Source organism: Rhodococcus sp. PAE-6 (assembly GCF_025290685.1).
GTDB classification, from domain to species: Bacteria; Actinomycetota; Actinomycetes; order Mycobacteriales; family Mycobacteriaceae; genus Rhodococcus; species Rhodococcus pyridinivorans.
In genome coordinates this window covers 132,802-150,532 of the sequence record NZ_JAOCLZ010000005.1, presented here as the reverse complement: position 1 = coordinate 150,532, position 17,731 = coordinate 132,802, and the positions used below count along the sequence as shown (strand labels likewise).

The window sequence follows — 17,731 nt, the reverse complement described above, 5'->3', positions numbered from 1 at the left end:
CGCGGTCCGTGAGAACCGGGACGGTCACAGACGTGCTTGCGCCCGGCGCGGGTCGCTCAGGTCGATGCCCGCTTCCTCCCACGCCTCGCGCAGCGCTTCGGTTCCCTTCAGCCGCTTCCAGGCCGCTTCGGTACCGGTGATCGGGCGGGCCTCGAAGAAGTGGACCGGATCGGAGGGCTCGGGCAGTTCCAGCGACGGCACGTCGGCCGTCTCGAGCAACACCGCCGTGAACGGAGCGCCCGGCCACAGCGGCTCCCCGAGATCGAGCAGGGCGTCGTCGGTGAGGACCACGCCCTCCACGGCGGGCAGCGCAGCGAGCACCGCGAGGGTGCGGTGGACACCGGCGGTGACGCCCTCGTTGTCGCGCAGGCTGAGGACCAGTTCGGCCCGCGGCCCGCGCGTCGGGTCGGCCACCATGTCGGTCGGATCGCCCATCGGATGCCGTGAGCACCCCAGAGTGGCGTACCGCAGGAGCTCTGCACCACGGAAGCGGAGGACCTCGATCGGTTCGAGACCGAGGAAGGTCACCGACGCCGATTCCGGCTCCGGATCCCCCGGCACGGTCAGATGCTCGGTGAGGTGGCTGCGGACGGTGGCGAGAACTGCGTCGGTCACCCCTGCAATGTAGTCCCCGTCCCCGCACGTGCGGTTCACACCCGGACCTGTGCACCGCGCGGTACCGTCGAAGCGTGGCTCGCGACACCGGTTTTCCGGTCTCCGATGCCGGCGACGATTTCGCCCGGCAACGCCGGCGCGCCGAGTACGCCCGGCTGATCGCATGGCTGCGCCGCGAACCGGCCGACGTCAACACGGTGCTGCCCTTCGACGACGTCGTCGCAGCCCTCGGACGCCTCGGTGAACGGCGACTCGGGTTGCAGATCATCGAGGTCGCCTCGATCGTCGGCAGCGTCGACCGTGCCGACGACTTCGACCGCCGTTTCCGCCCCACCTCGGCACGCCTGCGCGCCAGGTGGGAACGCATCGCGGCCGCGCGGCGGCGCGGCGAGGCCATGCCCCCGATCTCCGTGTACCGGGTGGGACCGATGCATTTCGTGCAGGACGGGCACCACCGTGTGTCCATCGCCTACGCGCAGGGCGACCGCACCATCGACGCCTACGTCACCGAGATCACCACGAAGGTGCCCGCGGAGGGAATCAGGGCCCGTCCCGATCTCGTGCGCAAGGACCACTTCAGGATGTTTCTCGGCCGCGTTCCCCTGCACGGCGCGGCCCAGGACACGATCCGCGTGTCCGACCCGTGGGGATACGCCGAACTGGCCGAGGCCGTCGAGGCGTGGGGTTTCCGCTTGATGCAGGATCTCGGCGAGTACCTCACCCGCGAGGAGGTCGCGCGGCGCTGGTACGAGGAGGAATTCGTCCCCGTCGTCGCGATGGCCCGCGAAGCGGGGATGTTGCGCTCACGCACCGACGCCGAGGTGTATCTGTGGATCGCGAGCGAGCGGTACCGGCTCGTGCGGCGGCACGTGTGGAGCGAGGAGATCGTCGACGAGCTCCGTAGCCGCGCACCCCGCTGACGGCTTCGGTGGATCCGGACCCGTTTTCCGGGGTCGGATCCACCGAAGCCGGTTTGTCAGAGGGTGACGTTCGCGCCGGTCTCCTGATCGAACAAGGCGATCTTCGCCCTGTCGAACCACAACTGCACGGTCCCGCCCTTGGTGGCCTGCGATTCCACCGACAATCGCGCGACCAGCGATTCGGCCGACATGTCGGCGCCGGCGTCGGCGGCGAGTTCGTCGAGGTCCTTCGAGTGCACGCCCGGCCCCTCGGCCGTGAAGTACGCGAACTTGTCGGAGCCCATCGACTCGAGCACGTCGACCTCGGCGGAGAAGGTCACGCCCGTCTCCCGTTGGGTCGGGTCGAGCAGGTCGGTGTCCTCGAAGTGCTCCGGACGGATACCGACGACCACCTCGCGCGACGGATTGTTGCGACGCACGGTCTCCCACCGCTCGTCGGGCAACCGGAACTCGCCGAACGAGGTGCGGATCGAACCGTTCTCGATCTGCCCCGGAACGAAGTTCATCGACGGCGATCCGATGAAGCCGGCGACGAACAGGTTCCGCGGATGGTCGTACAACTCCTGCGGCGCCCCGACCTGCTGCACGATCCCACCGCGCATCACGACGACGCGGTCGCCGAGCGTCATCGCCTCGGTCTGGTCGTGCGTGACGTACACCGTCGTGGTCCCGAGACGCTTCTGCAGGCGCGCGATCTCGGTGCGCATCTGCACGCGCAGCTTCGCGTCGAGATTCGACAGCGGCTCGTCCATGAGGAACGCCTTGGGGCTGCGCACGATCGCACGACCCATGGCCACGCGTTGCCGCTGACCGCCCGACAGGTTGGCGGGCTTGCGGTCGAGATGCTGTGTGAGATCGAGGATCCGGGCCGCCTCGTCGACCTTGCGGGCGATCTCGTCCTTGGACACCTTCGCGAGGGTGAGCGGGAACGCGATGTTGTCGCGCACCGACATGTGCGGGTACAGCGCGTAGGACTGGAAGACCATCGCGATGTCGCGGTCCTTCGGTGCCCGCTCGTTGACACGCTCACCCGCGATGCGCAGCTCGCCGTCGGAGATGTCCTCGAGACCGGCGATCATGTTGAGCGTCGTGGATTTTCCGCACCCGGACGGGCCGACGAGGATGATGAACTCGCCGTCGGCGATCTCGAGATCCACGTCGCTGACGGCCTTCGCTCCGTCCGGATACTCCTTCGTCACCTTGTCGAGCACGATCTCGGCCACGATAGTTATCCCTTCACTGCGCCGGAGGTCAGTCCGGCGACGATTCGACGTTGGAAGATCAGGACGAACACGATGATCGGGATCGTGATGACGACGGCCGCCGCCGCGATCGAGCCGGTCGGTTCCTCGAACTGCGATGCACCCGTGAAGTTCGCGATCGCGGCGGGTGCGGTGATGGACCGCTCGGTGGAGGTCAGCGAGATCGCGAACAGCAGGTCGTTCCAGCAGAAGATGAACACCAGGATCGCCGCCGTGATGATGCCGGGAGCGGCGAGTGGGGCCACGACCTTCCGGAACGCCTGACCCGGTGTCGCGCCGTCCATCTTCGCGGCCTTCTCGAGTTCCCACGGGATCTCCTTGAAGAAGGCCGACAGGGTGTAGATCGCGAGCGGTAGCGAGAAGGTGATGTACGGCAGGATCAGCGCCGCCCACGTGTCGAACAGTCCGAGGCCGCGCATGATCTCGAACAGCGGGCTGACGAGGGAGATCTGGGGGAACATCGCGATGAGCAGCGCCACGCCCACCAGAATCTTCTTACCGGGGAAGTCGAGCCGGGCGATCGCGTAGGCGGCCATCGTCCCGAGGATCACCGCGATGACCGTGGCGATCAGGCCGATGCCGATGGAGTTGATCAGCGCGCTCGTGAACGCGTCGGTGCGGAAGATGCCGCGGTAGTTGTCGAGCGTCCACTGCTGCGGGATGAACCGGCCGTCCTGGATGGTGCCGGGCGGCTTGAACGACAGGCTCGCGATCCACAGCACCGGGACGAGTGCGTAGAGCAGGACGATCAGGTTCACCGCCGACCACGACAGGGTCCGTTTCCTGGTCTCGGCCATCATCGGCCCCCTTCGTCCGAGCCGGGCGCGGATGCACCGAACAACTTGATGAACACGAACGCGATGACCGCGACGCACAGGAAGATCAGGACGCTGATCGCCGACCCGATGCCGAGGTTGAAGGCCCGGAACAGATTGTCGTAACCGAGGATCGACACCGATCCGGTGCCGTTGGCACCGCGGGTGAGGACATAGATGTTGTCGAAGATGCGGAAGGCGTCGAGCGTGCGGAAGAGCAGGGCGACGAGGATCGCCGGTTTCATCAGCGGCACGATGATCCGCACCAGACGTGTCCACGCTCCGGCGCCGTCGACCTGCGCCGCCTTGAGCAGATCGTCGGGGACGAGTGCGAGGCCGGCGAGGAGCAGCAGCGCCATGAACGGCGTGGTCTTCCACACCTCGGCGAGCACGATGATCGCCAGGGACGGGATCTGGTCGGTGAGCGGGGCGCTGCCGTCGGGCAGCAGGTTCGCGAGATAGCCCGTGCCCGGGGTCCACGCGTAGTACCAGCTGTAGGCGGCGGCGACGGTGACGATGCCGTACGGGATCAGCACCACCGTGCGCACGATGCCCTTGCCGACGATGGTGCGGTGCATGACGAGTGCGATCGCAAGGCCGAGCACGAACTCGATCGCGACGGAGACCAGGGTGACGAGCGAGGTGACGATGAAGGCCTGCCACCAGAATCCGTCGCTGAGCACCGCGACATAGTTCGACAGTCCGACGAAGCGCCGTTCGTCGGGGAAGCGCAGATCGTAACGCTGCAGACTGAGCCAGACGGCGTATCCCACCGGATAGGCCGTGACGGCGAGCATCACGATCGCGGCGGGTGCGACGAGCAGCAGACCGAGTCGCCGTTCGGCCTTCTTCCCCTCGGACAGCGCTGCTTTCGTCTTCGTCGACGGTTCCTTCGGGGTCTCGTCGGTCGGTGTCGATTCGACGGCGGTCACGGGATCAGTCCTTCCGAATTGACCGCCTTGCGCACCTGCTCGGCGAGTTCCTCGACGGTGCGGGGCGGATCGATCTGGTCGACCGGGTTGAGGGTGGCCGTCACCAGTGTCGAAATGCTCTGGTAGGCCGGTGAAGCGGGACGCACCGCGGCGTTCTCGAGACCGGCGCGGACCTCACGCCAGGCCGGATAGGCCTCCTGGAAATCGGGGTCGTCGTACAGCGCCGCGAGCGTCGGCGGCACGCCGCCACCGATGGCGTTGTTGCGCTGGTTCTCCTCGTTGCGCAGGCACTGCATCGCTTCGAACGCGAGATCCGGGTGGGTGCTCGTGCGGGCGACGGCGATGTTGAACCCGCCGATGGTGACCTGGGCGGGCTCGCCGGGGATCACCGAGGGGTATGGCGCGGGAAGGAAATTCTGCTCACCGTCGACGGTGAGGACCGTGTTGCCGGTGTTCTCCGAGGTGACGTTGCCGTTTTCGTCGATGAAGGGCAGGGCCCCCTCGTTCTCCATGATGCCCGGCAGGACGAACGGCCAGTTGACCTGGAACGCGGTGCGCCCGCTCTCCATACCGAGACGGACGGCCGCCTCGTCGGCCTGGTTCAGGGAGGGATCGGCGCCGGGCGCGGTCGCAACGCGCTTCATGATGTCGAGCGCGGTCACCGCCGCGTCGTTGTCGGTGAGGGTGACGGTGACACCGTCCTCCCCCACCACCGAGCCTCCGGCGCTCGAGAGCAAGGTGTTGAACCACACCATCAGCCCCTCGTACTGCCGGCCCTGCACACCGATCCACGACGGCCGGCCCTCCTCGGCGAGGCCGCTCGCAATCTCGATCATCTCGTCCCAGGTCTCCGGAGGTTGCCCGTCCGGCATGAGATCCTTTCGGTACCAGAGCAACTGGGTGTTGGTGTTGAGCGGTGCGGCGTACAGCCGGTCCTGCCAGGTCGCCGATTCGAGGGGACCTTCGAGGGTGCCCTCGGAGACCGCGGCTGCAACATCGTCGGGCAGCGGCAGCGCCCACCCGGCCTCGGCGAACTCGGCCGTCCACACGACGTCGAGGGTCATGAGGTCGAGCCCCGGGTCGTTACCCGTCAGCCGCCGCGCCAACTGCAGTCGCTGGTCGTCGGCGTTCTTCGGAAGTGTCCTCTGCTGCACGCGATATCGGCCGCCCGCCTCCGCGGTGCACACCTCCGCGGCCTGCGCGTACTGCTCGGCACCGTCGGCGGCCGTGTAGAAGGACAGGACGACACCCTCGTCGTCGCTGCCGCACGCGGCCAGCCCCGACGCCAAGAGCACAGCAGCCGCGGAAGCTGTGACCGCTCGGCTCGTCCGCCGACTCTTGCCCGACCGTCTCATGCGCGACTCCGCTCGCATCGGGGACCTCGTGATCCGACGATAACGCCCGTACCGGCCAGCCGTAGCAAAACGAGCAGGGCGTACATCCGGAACGGAATCGGCACGACGACGAGGTCAGAAGGAGGTCCCCGAGAAGGGCGCCTGGGGCCAGGAGAACAGCAGGTCAGCGGTGTCGACGGCCTCGGGCCGGTGCACCCGGGCGCGCCCCGCGTCGACCATCCGGTGCCAGCCCTGCCGGCCGAGCAGGAGCGCACCGAGGTCGGCGATGTCGATCGTCAGGTCGGCCGGTCCCGCGGTGCGCGCCACGCCGTCGGCGGAGATCTCGAAGACACCGGCGTTGTCGGTCAGCACCGGATCGGTCACCTCCACGGTCACCGAGCCGAAGCCTCGGTAACTCCGCGCCGACAGCGCCCGATCGAGGTCGAGGATGCGCAACCACGTCTCGTCCGAGACCGAGCGGAAGTGCACGGCACGCGCGTCGCCGAGCATGAGCGGGAGTTGGTCGTCCTGCGGAAGTGCCGCGAACCGCAAGGTGTCGACCAGGTCGAGGTCGAGCAGGAACCGGATCAGGCCGGCGTACGCCGCGGGCGAGGGGGCGAAGAAGTCGTCGACCACGACGGTGCGGTTGCGACTGGTGAACCACCCCTGCGTGTCGACGGGGTGGTACCGGACGAAACCGTCCTCCTGTCCCGGTTCGCCGTGCACCGCCACGTACATCGGATCGGTGAGCGAGTCGGCCCGCCACCGGCGTGAGTTCCACCAGTACTCCGACCGATCGATCATGCCGGGGCGCGGCGGCAGATGACGGGAATGGATCTGCGCCAGCACGTCCCACGCCTCCGGATAGGTCAGCAGACGCACCGCTCCGGACTCGGGCACGTCGGGACGCAGTGCGGCACCACGCACGTCGACGTCGACGGACACCGAAGTCGAGGCGACGCCGTAGCCGAACCGGCCGTAGATGGTCGCTTCGGAGGCACGCAGCGTCGCGAGGATCTCACCGCGGTCGCGCGCGTCGCTCAACTGCCGGTGCACGAGTCCGGAGATCACGCCGCGACGCGTGTGGGTGGGCAGCACACCGATGTGGGTGACCGCCGCGTGCGGCACCCGGGCGCCGCCGGGCAGGGTGAGATTTCCGCTCGTGGCGTCGACTGTCCCGACGAGCATGCCGTCGAGGAAAGCACCCCACGTGCGGCCGGCCTCGAGGTAGCGGCTCACCGTCCCGTCGGGAACCTCGGGCCACGAGGGCAGACCCACCATCGCCGTGCGGAACAGCGCGGACGCCTCCCGCAGTTCGGCTTCCGACTCCAGAACTCTGATCTCCGGTTCCGTTCGCTCACCCATGGAACGACACTATCGACCGCGAACTTGCACCGCGGGTGAACGGCCGTGACGTTCGGTACACCGGCTCCGGGCGGGTAGGTTTCCAGCGTGCGACGCGAGTGGGATCCAGCAGACACCGGGGTGCTGCAGCTGCCCTCCGGCCGACTCGTGCGGGGACGCGGGATGCGCAGACCGGTGTTCGACGAGCCGTTTCCCGACTTCGGGGTGTATCTCCTCGGCCGCCCCCCGGCAGCACCGTTCGAGTGGGAGTCGCGGTGGATCCACTGGCCCGACTTCCGCACGCCACGCGACCCGGAGGACGCTCTCGCCATCCTGTACGAGGCGTGGATCCGCGCGGGAAGACAGCGGGTGGAGATCGCGTGCGGGCGTGGACGCGGCCGCACCGGCACCGCACTGGCGTGCCTCGCCGTCCTCGACGGGCTCTCCCCGGAGGAGGCGGTCGACTTCGTTCGGCGGCACTACCATCCGCGCGCGGTCGAGACGCCCTGGCAGCGCAAATTCGTCGCGCACGCGAAGGCGCATACCTGACAGCTCAGTTCTTCGTCCGGGCGAGGTCGACCTCGGCGGCCGAGACGGCACGTTCGGCGGCGACCACCCGCTTCTTCGCCTCGGCGGCGGCGCGGCGCGCGAAGGTGCGTTGCTGCTCTGCGTGTTCGAGCTTCGCCCGCAGCTCGGCGACCTCCTCCTCGTGACGGGCCAGCTCCTGCTCTGCCGCCGACGCGGCTTCGCGCGCTTCCTCGGCCGCGCTGTGCGCCGAGTCGAGAGCGGCAGCGGCCTCGTCGATCTCCGCCTCGCGAGCCGCCTGGTCCGCCTTCTCGCGCTCCGTGGGTTCGCGCTCGCCCTTGCTCTTGCGTGCAGACTTGTCCGCTGCCGTCCGGTCGTCCTCGTCGTCCTCCTCCGACCCTCCGCGGACGACGGTGAGCGGCATGGCCGACAGGTCGCCGAAACCGTCGGACTCGACGATCGCGTCGAGCCGGCCCTGCCGGACCTGCTCCCCGATGTCGGGATCCGACAACGCGGCGTTGAGGGTGCGCCCCACCTCTCGCAGTGCGCTCTCCGAGACGGTGCGGCCGCGGTCGGCGGCGAGCCGACCCGCGTCGCGCTCGAGCGCGGCGACCACCCGGCGACGCTGCTCCGACAGTTTCCGCATCTCGCTGCCGGACAGTCGTCGTTGCGCGGTGCGCAGGGCGGATCCGATGTCGAGCAACGCCGCGAATTCGTCGGCCCGTTCGCGGGCGAGCAGGTTGACCATCCAGGCCGCGACCGTCGGTTTGCGCAGTCTGCCGATGGCCGCCGTCAGCTCGCGGTCGCCCGCTTCGCGTGCCTGCGCCGCGAATTCGGAGCGGGCCGCCACGAAGTCTCCTGGGTCGAGGCCGTAGAGGGCATCGGCCACCGAATCGAGGTCGGGCATGGGATCGACAGTAGTGGCGCGAGGCCGATCACGACGAGTGCCGTTCTCGGCGAACGCGCGACCGCGAGACGATCAGATGGCGAGCTTGGCGAGGATGTCGCGCGCCTTCTCGGCGGTGGGCGGCTGGCACAGCACGTCGTAGCGGCCGGCGACGAGCTGCATGGTGGACGAGAAGTCGCGCTGACCGCGGGTCGCGGCGTACGGGATGCTCGCCGAGATGAGGCCGAAGATGATGCCGCCGACGAGGCCGACGAGCAGCGGGCCGAGGAAGTCGGTGGAGAAGATGCCGAGCAGGAGACCGAAGAACACGCCGAGCCATGCGCCCGAGACGATGCCGCCGCCGATCACCTTCGGCCACGTGAGCCGACCGGTGACCCGTTCGACCTGCATGAGATCGACACCGACGATGGTGACGTCCTCGACGGAGAAGTTCTGATCGGCCAGGTGGTCGACCGCCCGTTGCGCCTCGGCGTAGGTCGGGTACGAACCGACGGGCCAGCCCGTGGGAGGTGTCGGCAGACCGGGTACCTGGCGACCGGGTCCGAGGGGATTCGTCATGTCGTTTCGGCTCCTTCGCGATGCGCGCCGACGGTCGCGGCGCCGGTCTCCATTCTGCCTCGACGGGGACCGGCACGCCGCGACGGTTCGCCCGATATGTTCTTTTTCCTGGTCGTTCCCATCAGGAGGCCGGCGGCTCGAACCTCTGGGTGCGCTGCAACCCCGCGGCCCGGCCCTTCGCGGAGATCACGAGGGCCATCTTCCGGCTCGCCTCGTCGATCATCTCGTCGCCGAGCATCGCGGCACCGCGGGCGCCGCCCTCGGCCGAGGTGTGCCACTCGTAGGCGTCGAGGATCATCTCGGCCTTGTCGTAGTCCTCCTGCCGGGGGCTGAAGACCTCGTTGGCCGCGTCGATCTGGCTCGGGTGCAGCACCCACTTGCCGTCGAAGCCCAGGGCGGCGGTGCGCTGCGCCGACCGGCGGAAGGCGTCGACGTCGCGGATCTGGAGGTAGGGACCGTCGATGGCCTGCAGCCCGTGCGCACGCGCAGCCATGAGGATCGTCATGAGGATGTGGTGGTAGGCGTCGCCGACGTCGTAACCCTCGGGCTGCTCACCGACGACGAGGGTGCGCATGTTGATGCTCGCCATGAAGTCTGCCGGACCGAACACGAGCGTCTGCACGCGCGGGCTCGCCGTCGCGATCTCGTTGATGTTCGTCAACCCGATGGCGTTCTCGATCTGCGGTTCGATACCGATCCGTCCCACCTCGAGACCGTGGGCCTTCTCGACCTGCGTGAGGAGCAGGTCGAGCGCCTTCACGTGGCTCGCGTCGGGCACCTTCGGCAGCAGGATCGCGTCGAGATTCGCGCCGGCACCACCGACGACCGTCGCGACGTCGAGATAGGTCGCGTCCGTGGTCCAGTCGTTGACGCGCACGACCTTGATCTGGTCGCCCCAGCCGTCCTCGTTCAGAGCTTCGACGATGGTGCTGCGGGCCTGCTCCTTGGCCAGCGGCGACACCGCGTCCTCGAGATCGAGGAAGATCTCGTCGGCGGGAAGGCCCTTGGCCTTGTCGATCATCTTCCGGCTGCTGCCGGGAACCGCGAGTACCGATCTTCGGGGCCTGAACGAAAACGACATGACCTGACCAGACCTCCGAGTTCCGGGAACAGCGCGGGCACGCTCTAGCCTGGCAATCATGGCAGCAGTGAGCAAGGTCTTCGTCGCGCGGCTGGCCGGACTGGTCGTTCTCGGCCCCGACGGCGAGTCCATCGGCCGCGTCCGCGATGTCGTGCTGACCATACGAGTGGGACGTCAGCCGCCTCGTGCGCTGGGGCTCGTCGTCGAACTGCCCACCCGCAAGCGGATCTTCGTCCCGATGCTGCGCGTGACCGCGATCGAACCCGGCGCGGTCACCCTCGTCACCGGCAACGTCAGTCTGCGCCGGTTCACGCAGCGACCCTCGGAGGTGCTCGCCCTCGGTCAGGTCCTCGATTCGCGTGTGCGCGTCGACGACCCGGAGCTGCCGGACCTGATGGGTGTCGACGCCGTCGTGGTGGATCTGGGGCTCGAGCTCATGCGCACCCGCGACTGGGTCGTCGCCCGCGTGGCGGTGCGTCGCCATCGCGGCCGGCTCGCGCGCCGCTCCCCCATCCACATCGTGGAATGGCCGCACGTGCACGGACTCACCCAGCAGGCACTGTCGATGCCCGGACAGGGTGTCGCGCAGTTGCTCCTGCAGTTCGAGGACATGCGCCCGCCGGACGTCGCGAACGCCCTGCGCGACCTGCCGATCAAGAGACGCACCGAGGTCGCCGCGGCGCTCGACGACGAACGCCTCGCCGACATCGTGCAGGAGCTACCCTCCGACGACCAGACCGACCTGCTCACCCAGCTCGGCCTCGACCGGGCGGTCGCGGTGCTCGAGGCGATGGATCCCGACGACGTCGCCGACCTCCTCGGTGAGCTGCCCGCAACGGACGCCGAGTCGTTCCTGCAACGCATGGACCCCGAGGACTCCGAGCCGGTGCGCCGCCTGCTCGAGCACTCCCCCGACACCGCCGGCGGTCTGATGACCCCCGAGCCGGTCGTGCTGACGCCGGCGACCACGGTGGCCGAAGCGCTCGCCCGCGCCCGCAATCCGGATCTGAGTCCGGCCCTGGCGTCGATGGTCTTCGTCGTGCGGCCGCCCACCGCGACACCCACCGGCAAGTACCTCGGCTGTGTCCATCTGCAACGATTGCTCCGGGAACCGCCTGCGAGCCTGGTGGGAGGGGTCGTCGACGACGACCTGCCGCGCCTGGCCCCCGACGACGCCCTGACCACCGTCACCCGGTACTTCGCGACGTACAACCTGGTCTGCGGTCCGGTGGTGGACGACGAGGGGCACCTGCTCGGCGCGGTGAGCGTCGACGACGTGCTCGACCATCTGCTGCCGGAGGACTGGCGCGAGGAGGACATCGAGGATGAGTGACCGCAGCACGCAGGGCCGCTCGCGCCTCGAGACCCCACAGGCGTCGAGGTTCCGCTTCAACTTCGACGCCGAGGCGGTGGGCCGGGTCAGCGAGTCGATCGCCCGGTTCCTCGGAACGGGCCGTTATCTCGCCATCCAGACGATCGTCGTCATCGTGTGGATCGCCCTCAACATCGCCGCGGTCGGACTGCAGTGGGATCCCTATCCCTTCATCCTTCTCAACCTGGCCTTCTCGACGCAGGCCGCCTATGCGGCGCCGTTGATCCTGCTGGCGCAGAACCGGCAGGAGAACCGCGACCGCGTGTCGCTCGAGGAGGATCGCGCCCGCGCCGAGCAGACCAAGGCCGACACCGAGTTCCTGGCACGCGAACTCGCGGCTCTGCGACTCGCGGTGGGTGAGGTCGCGACCCGCGACTATCTGCGTCGCGAACTCGACGATCTGCGCGCCCTGCTGATCGACGACGAGAACGAGGACGACGCCGGCACTCCGCGCACCCGCGGGCCCCGTCGCTGAGGGACCCCGTCCTGTTGTCCGGCACGCCCGGTTGCACACAACCCGACATCCTTCTGTAACCTTCGTCACATCAGTCGGACGGACGATCGGAGGAGGGTGATCGCGTGCGGTGGAGGGTCGCGCTGGCGATGCCGGTGATCGTCGCTGCCGGACTCGCGGCGACAGCGTCGTCGGCGACGGTGGTGGCGGAGACGACGTCCGCCGAGACCGAGCCGAGCGCCGCTCCGGCGGTGGGCGTGCTCCCCGGCGAGGTGCGCGAGGCGCAACCGCTGCGCAGCCCGAGCGACCCGCTCACCCAGCTTCCGCCCGAAGCCGTGGCCGCGGCAGGGGGTGCGGCGGCCCTCGGCGACGGGCCGCTCGCGATCCCCGAACTCGTCTTCTACGCCTATCGCGCGGCCGAGATGCAGCTGGCCATCGACTCTCCCGAGTGCGGCCTGCCGTGGAATCTGCTCGCCGCCGTCGGGCGCCTGAACTCCGGACACGCGGACGGGGGACGCACCGACATCCTGGGCACGCTGACCGCGCCGGTCGTCACCCCGGAGGGGCTGCTCGGGCCGATGCGCCTGGCCCCCGCGGTGTGGGAGCAGTACTCGGCGGACGGCAACGCGGACGGCACCGCCGATCCACAGAACATCTTCGACGCGACCCTGGCCGCCGGCGCCCGGATGTGCGCGGAGGGCGGAAACCTGCGCGAGCCGGACGGGGAGGCGCGGGCGGTGGCGTCGGTCGATCCGTCACCGGACTATCTGGCGAATGTCCGGCACTGGTCCGGTGCGTATTCGAAGGCCGCCGAGGTGGCTCCCGCCGATCTCGCTCCGATCCCGGCGCGGCCCGTTCCGAACGCCGCGGATGTCGCGGCCCCCGCGCCGGCTCCGGCGGTCACCGCGCCCGCTCCGGAGGCGACACATCAGCCGGCCCAGCAAGCGCCCGCCGACACTCCGGCTCAGCAGGCACCCGAACAGAACATCCCGGCTCCGCCGCCGATGCCGGAGTTGCCCGAACTCCCCTGCCTGGTGCCCGCCTTCTGCGAATAACTCCCGGCACACACGTGAGGTGACGCCACGCGCGACACGCGTGTCGTCATCTTTTTCTTTCACCCCACCCGACCCACCGGACCAGCACGGACGGGCCACAGCAGTACGCATACACCCCCGTTACATCACGTTTGAGTAACGGAAAGGCATCGAATGCTGTAGCCTCGGCCCGGCACGTAACGAAGGTGTCTCGTTCCGAGGCACCCGAGGGAGGGTTATCCATTGGGCCGCCACGCCAAACCGTCGGATTCGAAGCTTCGGCGAAATTCCGTCATCGCGATGACCGGACTCGTTCCGGTCGGACTGGTCGCCGCAGCCGCGACCACCGCGGGTGCGTCGCCGCGAGCGCTGATGGGTGCAGCTCACCACGAGACCGAGCCGACGGCGTCGTCGACCGACTCGGCCGACCTCGCGAACGCGATTCCCGAAGCGGTCGCCGCCGTGCAGACGATCATGCTCGAGCCCGAACCGGCACCCGTGCGCACCTTCAAGGCCGCCCCCCAGCCGGAACCCGAGCCCGAGGTCCTCCACGAGGGCCCCCTCGGCATCCCCGGCATCAACTACGCCGCCTACCGCAACGCCGAGCGCATCCTCGCCGAGGAGAATCCCGCCTGCGGCATGCACTGGACGCTCCTCGCCGGCATCGGCCGCGTCGAGTCCGGACACGCCAACGGTGGTCATGCCGACGCCAAGGGCAACCTGCTCGAGCCCGTCATCGGACTGCCGCTCAACGGCAGCCTGCCCGGCCAGGCCGTCATCCACGACACCGACGGCGGCGCCCTCGACGGCGACACCGTCTACGACCGCGCGGTCGGGCCGATGCAATTCATCCCCACCACGTGGAACCAGTACGCGGGCGACGGCAACGGCGACGGGGTCTCCGATCCCCAGAACCTGTACGATTCGACGCTCACCACCGCGAAGTACCTGTGCGACGGTGGCCTCGACATGCGCAACCTCGCGCACTCGACGAAGGCGATCCACCGCTACAACAACTCGATGGCCTACGTGGCGAACGTGCTCGCCTGGTCGACGGCCTACTCCACCGGCATCGACCCGAGCCCCGCGGATCTCCCCCGCATCCACTGAGGTCCGGAGAGGGTCGTCGGGTCACCCCGGACCGAAGGCCGTCGTCGGGTCACCCCGGACCGGAGGCCGTCGTCGGGTCACCGTCGACCCGTATCCGGTCGCGAGCGGCGTGCCGCCTACCATGGGCGTCATGGCAGTCAGTGAGTCCGACGTCCGCAGTGCGCTCGCACGGGTCCAGGACCCGGAGATCCGCAAGCCCATCACCGATCTCGGAATGGTCAAGAGCATCGAGATCGGCGCCGACAGCAGCGTCGATGTGGCGATCTATCTGACCACCGCCGGGTGCCCCATGCGCACCGAGATCTCGGAGCGCGTCACCAAGGCCGTCGCCGACGTCGCCGGCGTGGGCGAGGTCCGGGTGACCCTCGACGTGATGAGCGACGAGCAGCGCACCGAGCTCCGCAAGTCGCTGCGCGGCGACTCCACCGAGCCCGTCATCCCGTTCGCCCAGCCCGGTTCGCTCACGCGCGTCTACGCGGTGGCCTCCGGCAAGGGTGGTGTCGGCAAGTCGTCGGTCACCGTCAATCTCGCCGCGGCGATGGCCGCGCGCGGACTGTCGGTGGGTGTGCTCGACGCCGACATCTACGGTCACTCGATCCCCCGCATGCTCGGCACGTCCGCCAAGCCCACGCAGGTCGAGCGGATGATCATGCCGCCGATCGCGCACGACGTGAAGACGATCTCCATCGCCCAGTTCACCGAGGGCAACACCCCGGTGGTGTGGCGTGGCCCGATGCTGCACCGCGCGCTGCAGCAGTTCCTCGCCGACGTCTTCTGGGGCGACCTCGACGTCCTGCTCCTCGACCTGCCGCCCGGCACGGGTGACGTCGCCATCTCCGTCGCGCAGCTGATCCCCAACGCCGAGATCCTCGTCGTGACGACGCCGCAGCAGGCAGCCGCCGAGGTCGCCGAGCGCGCCGGTTCCATCGCGCTGCAGACGCGTCAGCGCATCGCCGGCGTGGTGGAGAACATGTCGTGGCTCGAGCTGCCCGACGGCACCCGAATGGACGTCTTCGGCAGCGGCGGCGGTCAGGCCGTCGCCGAGCGGCTCACCCGCGCGGTGGGCGCGACGGTGCCGCTGCTCGGCCAGATCCCGCTCGACCCGGCAGTGCGCGAGGCCGGCGACTCCGGTACCCCGATCGTCCTCGCGGCGCCCGACTCGGCGCCCGCGGTGGCGCTCGAGGAGATCTCCGACAAGCTCGCCGTGCGCAGGCGCGGACTGGCCGGCATGTCGCTGGGAATCGACACCACGCGTCACCTGTAAGAACCCGATATCGATCGAGCCCCCGCCGTGCTTCACGGCGGGGGCTCGATCGTAGGAAAGCTGTCAGGTGGCGTCGGGATCGATCGGCGGCTTCTCGTCCGGAGCGAGCGGCTTCGACAGGTTCGGCCGGGCCGCGCCGTTGGTGGGCGTTCCCGGAGCCGCCGAGGACGGCTTGTCGAAATTGCCGGTGAGAATCGAGTCGTCGCCGTCGAGCAGATGCTTCGTGATCACGGCCCGCGGTGTCATGCCGCGCAGCTGGTTCAGCTCGGACAGCGGTTGCCGCAGGTCGTCGAACTCCGGTCCGAATTCCTGCTCGAGCTGGTCGCGCGCACCCGTGGCGTAGTCGCGTACCTGACGCAGCGACTTGGCCACCCACGAGACGGCGCCGGGGAGGCGCTCCGGGCCGAGGACCACGAGGGCCGCCACGATGAGTACCAGGAACTCGCCCCAACCGATGTTGCCGAACACGCATCCAGGGTACGTGGTCTCGTCCGGATCGCAGCACCTACGTGGAAGGTCACATCACACGGCTGGGACGTTCTGTCCGAGACAGGGGCCGCTCAGTCGGAGACGGGGGTGACCTCGACGTCGACGAGGCGGCCGTTGCGCACGAGCTGGACGGTGATCGGTTCGTCGATCTCCTGCTGCTGGACCGCCACGACGAGCTCGTCGGCGCTGGTGACTTCGCGGGCGCCGACCTTGACGATGACGTCGCCCTCGACGATGCCGGCGCGCTGGGCCGGGCTGTCCTGACGAACGTTGGCGACCTCCGCGCCGCTCGCGACGTCGTTGACCACCGAGCGTGCGTTCACGCCGATGTCCGGGTGCCGCATCTCGCCGGTGCGGATCAGCTCCTGCGCCACCTCGGTGACGTCGTCGATGGGGATCGCGAAGCCCAGGCCCACCGAACCGCCGGTCTCCGACTTGATCGCGGAATTGATACCGATCACGCGACCCTCCATGTCGATGAGGGGGCCGCCGGAGTTGCCGGGGTTGATCGAGGCGTCGGTCTGGACGGCGTCGATCACCGCGTCGGTGTCGGTGCCCTGCCCGCTGAGCCGCATGGGCCGGTGCAGCGCGCTGACGATGCCGCGGGTGACGGTCTTGCTCAGGCCGAGCGGCGAACCGACCGCGACGACGTCCTCGCCCACCTGGACGTCCTCGGAGCGGCCCAGCTCGGCGACGACCAGGTTGTCGACGTTCTCGACGGCGAGCACGGCCAAGTCGGTCTTGATGTCGCGTCCGACGATCGAGGCGGGCACCTTCGTGCCGTCATCGAAGGTGACCTGTACCTTCGCATCGGGATTGCCGGCGGCCATCGAAACGACGTGGTTGTTGGTGACGATGTAACCGGCACCGTCGATCACCACGCCCGAGCCGGTGCCGGCGTCGCCGCCGACGGTGGTCTGGATGGAGACGACCGCGGGCAGCACGGTGTCGGCGACACGCGCGACCGCGCCGGTGGGCAGTTCCTCGTCGGGACCCGACTGGCTCAGCGTCACTCCGCGACTGGTCAGCGAACCGTTGTCGGCGGTCGCGAGCGCGACGACGAGTCCGCCGACCATGCCGATCACGACAGCCACAGCGGCCAGGGTCGCGAGTGCGCGGGGTTGGACGCGGCGGTCGAACAACACCTCACGCAGGGTCAGTCCGGGAGCCGGAGGAAGTTCCTTCTCCTCGGTCTGCCCGGCCAGGGGCGGACCGAGCCGCACCGCTGAGTCGGGGTCGCGCCAGGGATCGGGTTCGGTGTCGTCCTCGGTCTCGGCCGCGGGCTGCGAAGGGGGACGCTGGAGCGTCTCGTCGACGTCGGACGGCCGTCCGTAGGCCTCGGCCAGGATCGCATCGGTCGGAGGTGCCTGCTGGACGCGCGGGTCGACGACGCGGGGATGGGCCGAGGAGTCGAACGATCCCTCGGCGCCGGCCGGGCGCCCGAAGACACGGGCCGATACCGGGTCGACGGTGGGCCGGTAGACGGGCCGCGGTTCGAGACGGGGAGCGTCGTCGGGGCGCGCGATCGCTCCGTCGGGGAGACCCGACGAGGCGTTGCCGGACGAGCCTCTGCCGGACGAGTCTTCGCCCGAGGAGTCCTTACCCGACGAGGCATGGGGCAGCTCGTCGTCGCGACGACGATCGTCGCCGCCCCGCCGTCCGGTGTGCTGCGCAGATTCGGCCGTCACGCGTGCCCGTCTCCCCCGTCTAGGTCC

The 17,731-nt window shown here is 69.2% G+C and carries 18 protein-coding genes; 7 read left to right on the top strand and 11 right to left on the bottom strand.

Annotated elements, in window-relative coordinates; translation table 11 throughout:
• Positions 1-24 precede the first annotated feature (24 nt).
• Positions 25-615, bottom strand: a complete 591-nt coding sequence (locus NVV99_RS13025) for a suppressor of fused domain protein (protein ID WP_024103453.1) — start codon at positions 613-615, stop codon at positions 25-27.
• Positions 616-689: 74 nt separating this feature from the next.
• Here NVV99_RS13025 and NVV99_RS13020 point away from each other — a divergent pair, with 74 nt between their 5' ends.
• Positions 690-1,535, top strand: a complete 846-nt coding sequence (locus NVV99_RS13020) for a hypothetical protein (RefSeq protein WP_024103452.1) — start codon at positions 690-692, stop codon at positions 1,533-1,535.
• Positions 1,536-1,591: 56 nt separating this feature from the next.
• On the opposite strand, the gene NVV99_RS13015 is transcribed toward NVV99_RS13020, so the two are convergent.
• The 5 genes from NVV99_RS13015 to NVV99_RS12995 all read right to left on the bottom strand — a co-directional run bounded on the left by NVV99_RS13015 (position 1,592) and on the right by NVV99_RS12995 (position 7,243).
• Positions 1,592-2,758, bottom strand: a complete 1,167-nt coding sequence (locus NVV99_RS13015; protein ID WP_024103451.1) for an ABC transporter ATP-binding protein — start codon at positions 2,756-2,758, stop codon at positions 1,592-1,594.
• 5 nt (positions 2,759-2,763) lie between these two features.
• On the bottom strand, positions 2,764-3,594 hold the full coding sequence (locus NVV99_RS13010; protein ID WP_006554305.1) for a carbohydrate ABC transporter permease: 831 nt from the start codon (positions 3,592-3,594) through the stop codon (positions 2,764-2,766).
• A complete protein-coding gene (locus NVV99_RS13005; RefSeq protein WP_144377008.1) occupies positions 3,594-4,475 on the bottom strand; it encodes a carbohydrate ABC transporter permease in 882 nt (293 codons plus the stop codon). The genes NVV99_RS13010 and NVV99_RS13005 overlap by 1 nt, the downstream gene beginning before the upstream one ends.
• Positions 4,476-4,540: 65 nt before the next feature.
• Entirely contained in the window at positions 4,541-5,899 is a 1,359-nt protein-coding gene (locus NVV99_RS13000) for an ABC transporter substrate-binding protein (RefSeq protein ID WP_051121679.1), read from the bottom strand.
• Positions 5,900-6,013: 114 nt separating this feature from the next.
• On the bottom strand, positions 6,014-7,243 hold the full coding sequence (locus NVV99_RS12995; protein ID WP_006554302.1) for a GNAT family N-acetyltransferase: 1,230 nt from the start codon (positions 7,241-7,243) through the stop codon (positions 6,014-6,016).
• Between the two features lie 87 nt (positions 7,244-7,330).
• Here NVV99_RS12995 and NVV99_RS12990 point away from each other — a divergent pair, with 87 nt between their 5' ends.
• Complete coding sequence (locus NVV99_RS12990) at positions 7,331-7,771, top strand: protein-tyrosine phosphatase family protein (protein ID WP_024103447.1); 441 nt, start codon at positions 7,331-7,333, stop codon at positions 7,769-7,771.
• A 4-nt stretch (positions 7,772-7,775) separates the two neighbouring features.
• On the opposite strand, the gene NVV99_RS12985 is transcribed toward NVV99_RS12990, so the two are convergent.
• From NVV99_RS12985 to NVV99_RS12975, 3 genes are all read right to left on the bottom strand, one after another.
• Entirely contained in the window at positions 7,776-8,654 is an 879-nt protein-coding gene (locus NVV99_RS12985) for a hypothetical protein (protein ID WP_024103446.1), read from the bottom strand.
• Positions 8,655-8,726: 72 nt separating this feature from the next.
• Complete coding sequence (locus NVV99_RS12980; protein ID WP_006554299.1) at positions 8,727-9,212, bottom strand: general stress protein; 486 nt, start codon at positions 9,210-9,212, stop codon at positions 8,727-8,729.
• Between the two features lie 121 nt (positions 9,213-9,333).
• Complete coding sequence (locus tag NVV99_RS12975; RefSeq protein ID WP_024103445.1) at positions 9,334-10,293, bottom strand: CoA ester lyase; 960 nt, start codon at positions 10,291-10,293, stop codon at positions 9,334-9,336.
• A 58-nt stretch (positions 10,294-10,351) separates the two neighbouring features.
• On the opposite strand from NVV99_RS12975, the gene NVV99_RS12970 reads away from it, so the two are divergent.
• From NVV99_RS12970 to NVV99_RS12950, 5 genes are all read left to right on the top strand, one after another.
• Positions 10,352-11,626 carry a CBS domain-containing protein gene (locus tag NVV99_RS12970; protein ID WP_006554297.1) on the top strand — a complete coding sequence of 425 codons (1,275 nt, stop codon included), beginning with the start codon at positions 10,352-10,354 and terminating at the stop codon, positions 11,624-11,626.
• Positions 11,619-12,140, top strand: a complete 522-nt coding sequence (locus NVV99_RS12965; protein WP_024103444.1) for a DUF1003 domain-containing protein — start codon at positions 11,619-11,621, stop codon at positions 12,138-12,140. The genes NVV99_RS12970 and NVV99_RS12965 overlap by 8 nt, the downstream gene beginning before the upstream one ends.
• A gap of 104 nt (positions 12,141-12,244) precedes the next feature.
• On the top strand, positions 12,245-13,174 hold the full coding sequence (locus NVV99_RS12960) for a hypothetical protein (RefSeq protein ID WP_024103443.1): 930 nt from the start codon (positions 12,245-12,247) through the stop codon (positions 13,172-13,174).
• 222 nt (positions 13,175-13,396) lie between these two features.
• The gene (locus NVV99_RS12955; protein WP_006554294.1) at positions 13,397-14,263 is read left to right on the top strand and encodes a lytic transglycosylase domain-containing protein; all 867 of its coding nucleotides are present in this window, start codon (positions 13,397-13,399) and stop codon (positions 14,261-14,263) included.
• Between the two features lie 130 nt (positions 14,264-14,393).
• The gene (locus NVV99_RS12950) at positions 14,394-15,527 is read left to right on the top strand and encodes an Mrp/NBP35 family ATP-binding protein (protein WP_024103442.1); all 1,134 of its coding nucleotides are present in this window, start codon (positions 14,394-14,396) and stop codon (positions 15,525-15,527) included.
• A 63-nt stretch (positions 15,528-15,590) separates the two neighbouring features.
• On the opposite strand, the gene tatB is transcribed toward NVV99_RS12950, so the two are convergent.
• Both tatB and NVV99_RS12940 read right to left on the bottom strand, forming a co-directional pair.
• The gene (tatB, locus tag NVV99_RS12945) at positions 15,591-15,995 is read right to left on the bottom strand and encodes a Sec-independent protein translocase protein TatB (protein ID WP_006554292.1); all 405 of its coding nucleotides are present in this window, start codon (positions 15,993-15,995) and stop codon (positions 15,591-15,593) included.
• A 92-nt stretch (positions 15,996-16,087) separates the two neighbouring features.
• On the bottom strand, positions 16,088-17,542 hold the full coding sequence (locus NVV99_RS12940; protein ID WP_051424959.1) for a S1C family serine protease: 1,455 nt from the start codon (positions 17,540-17,542) through the stop codon (positions 16,088-16,090).
• Between the last annotated feature and the right edge of the window lie 189 nt (positions 17,543-17,731).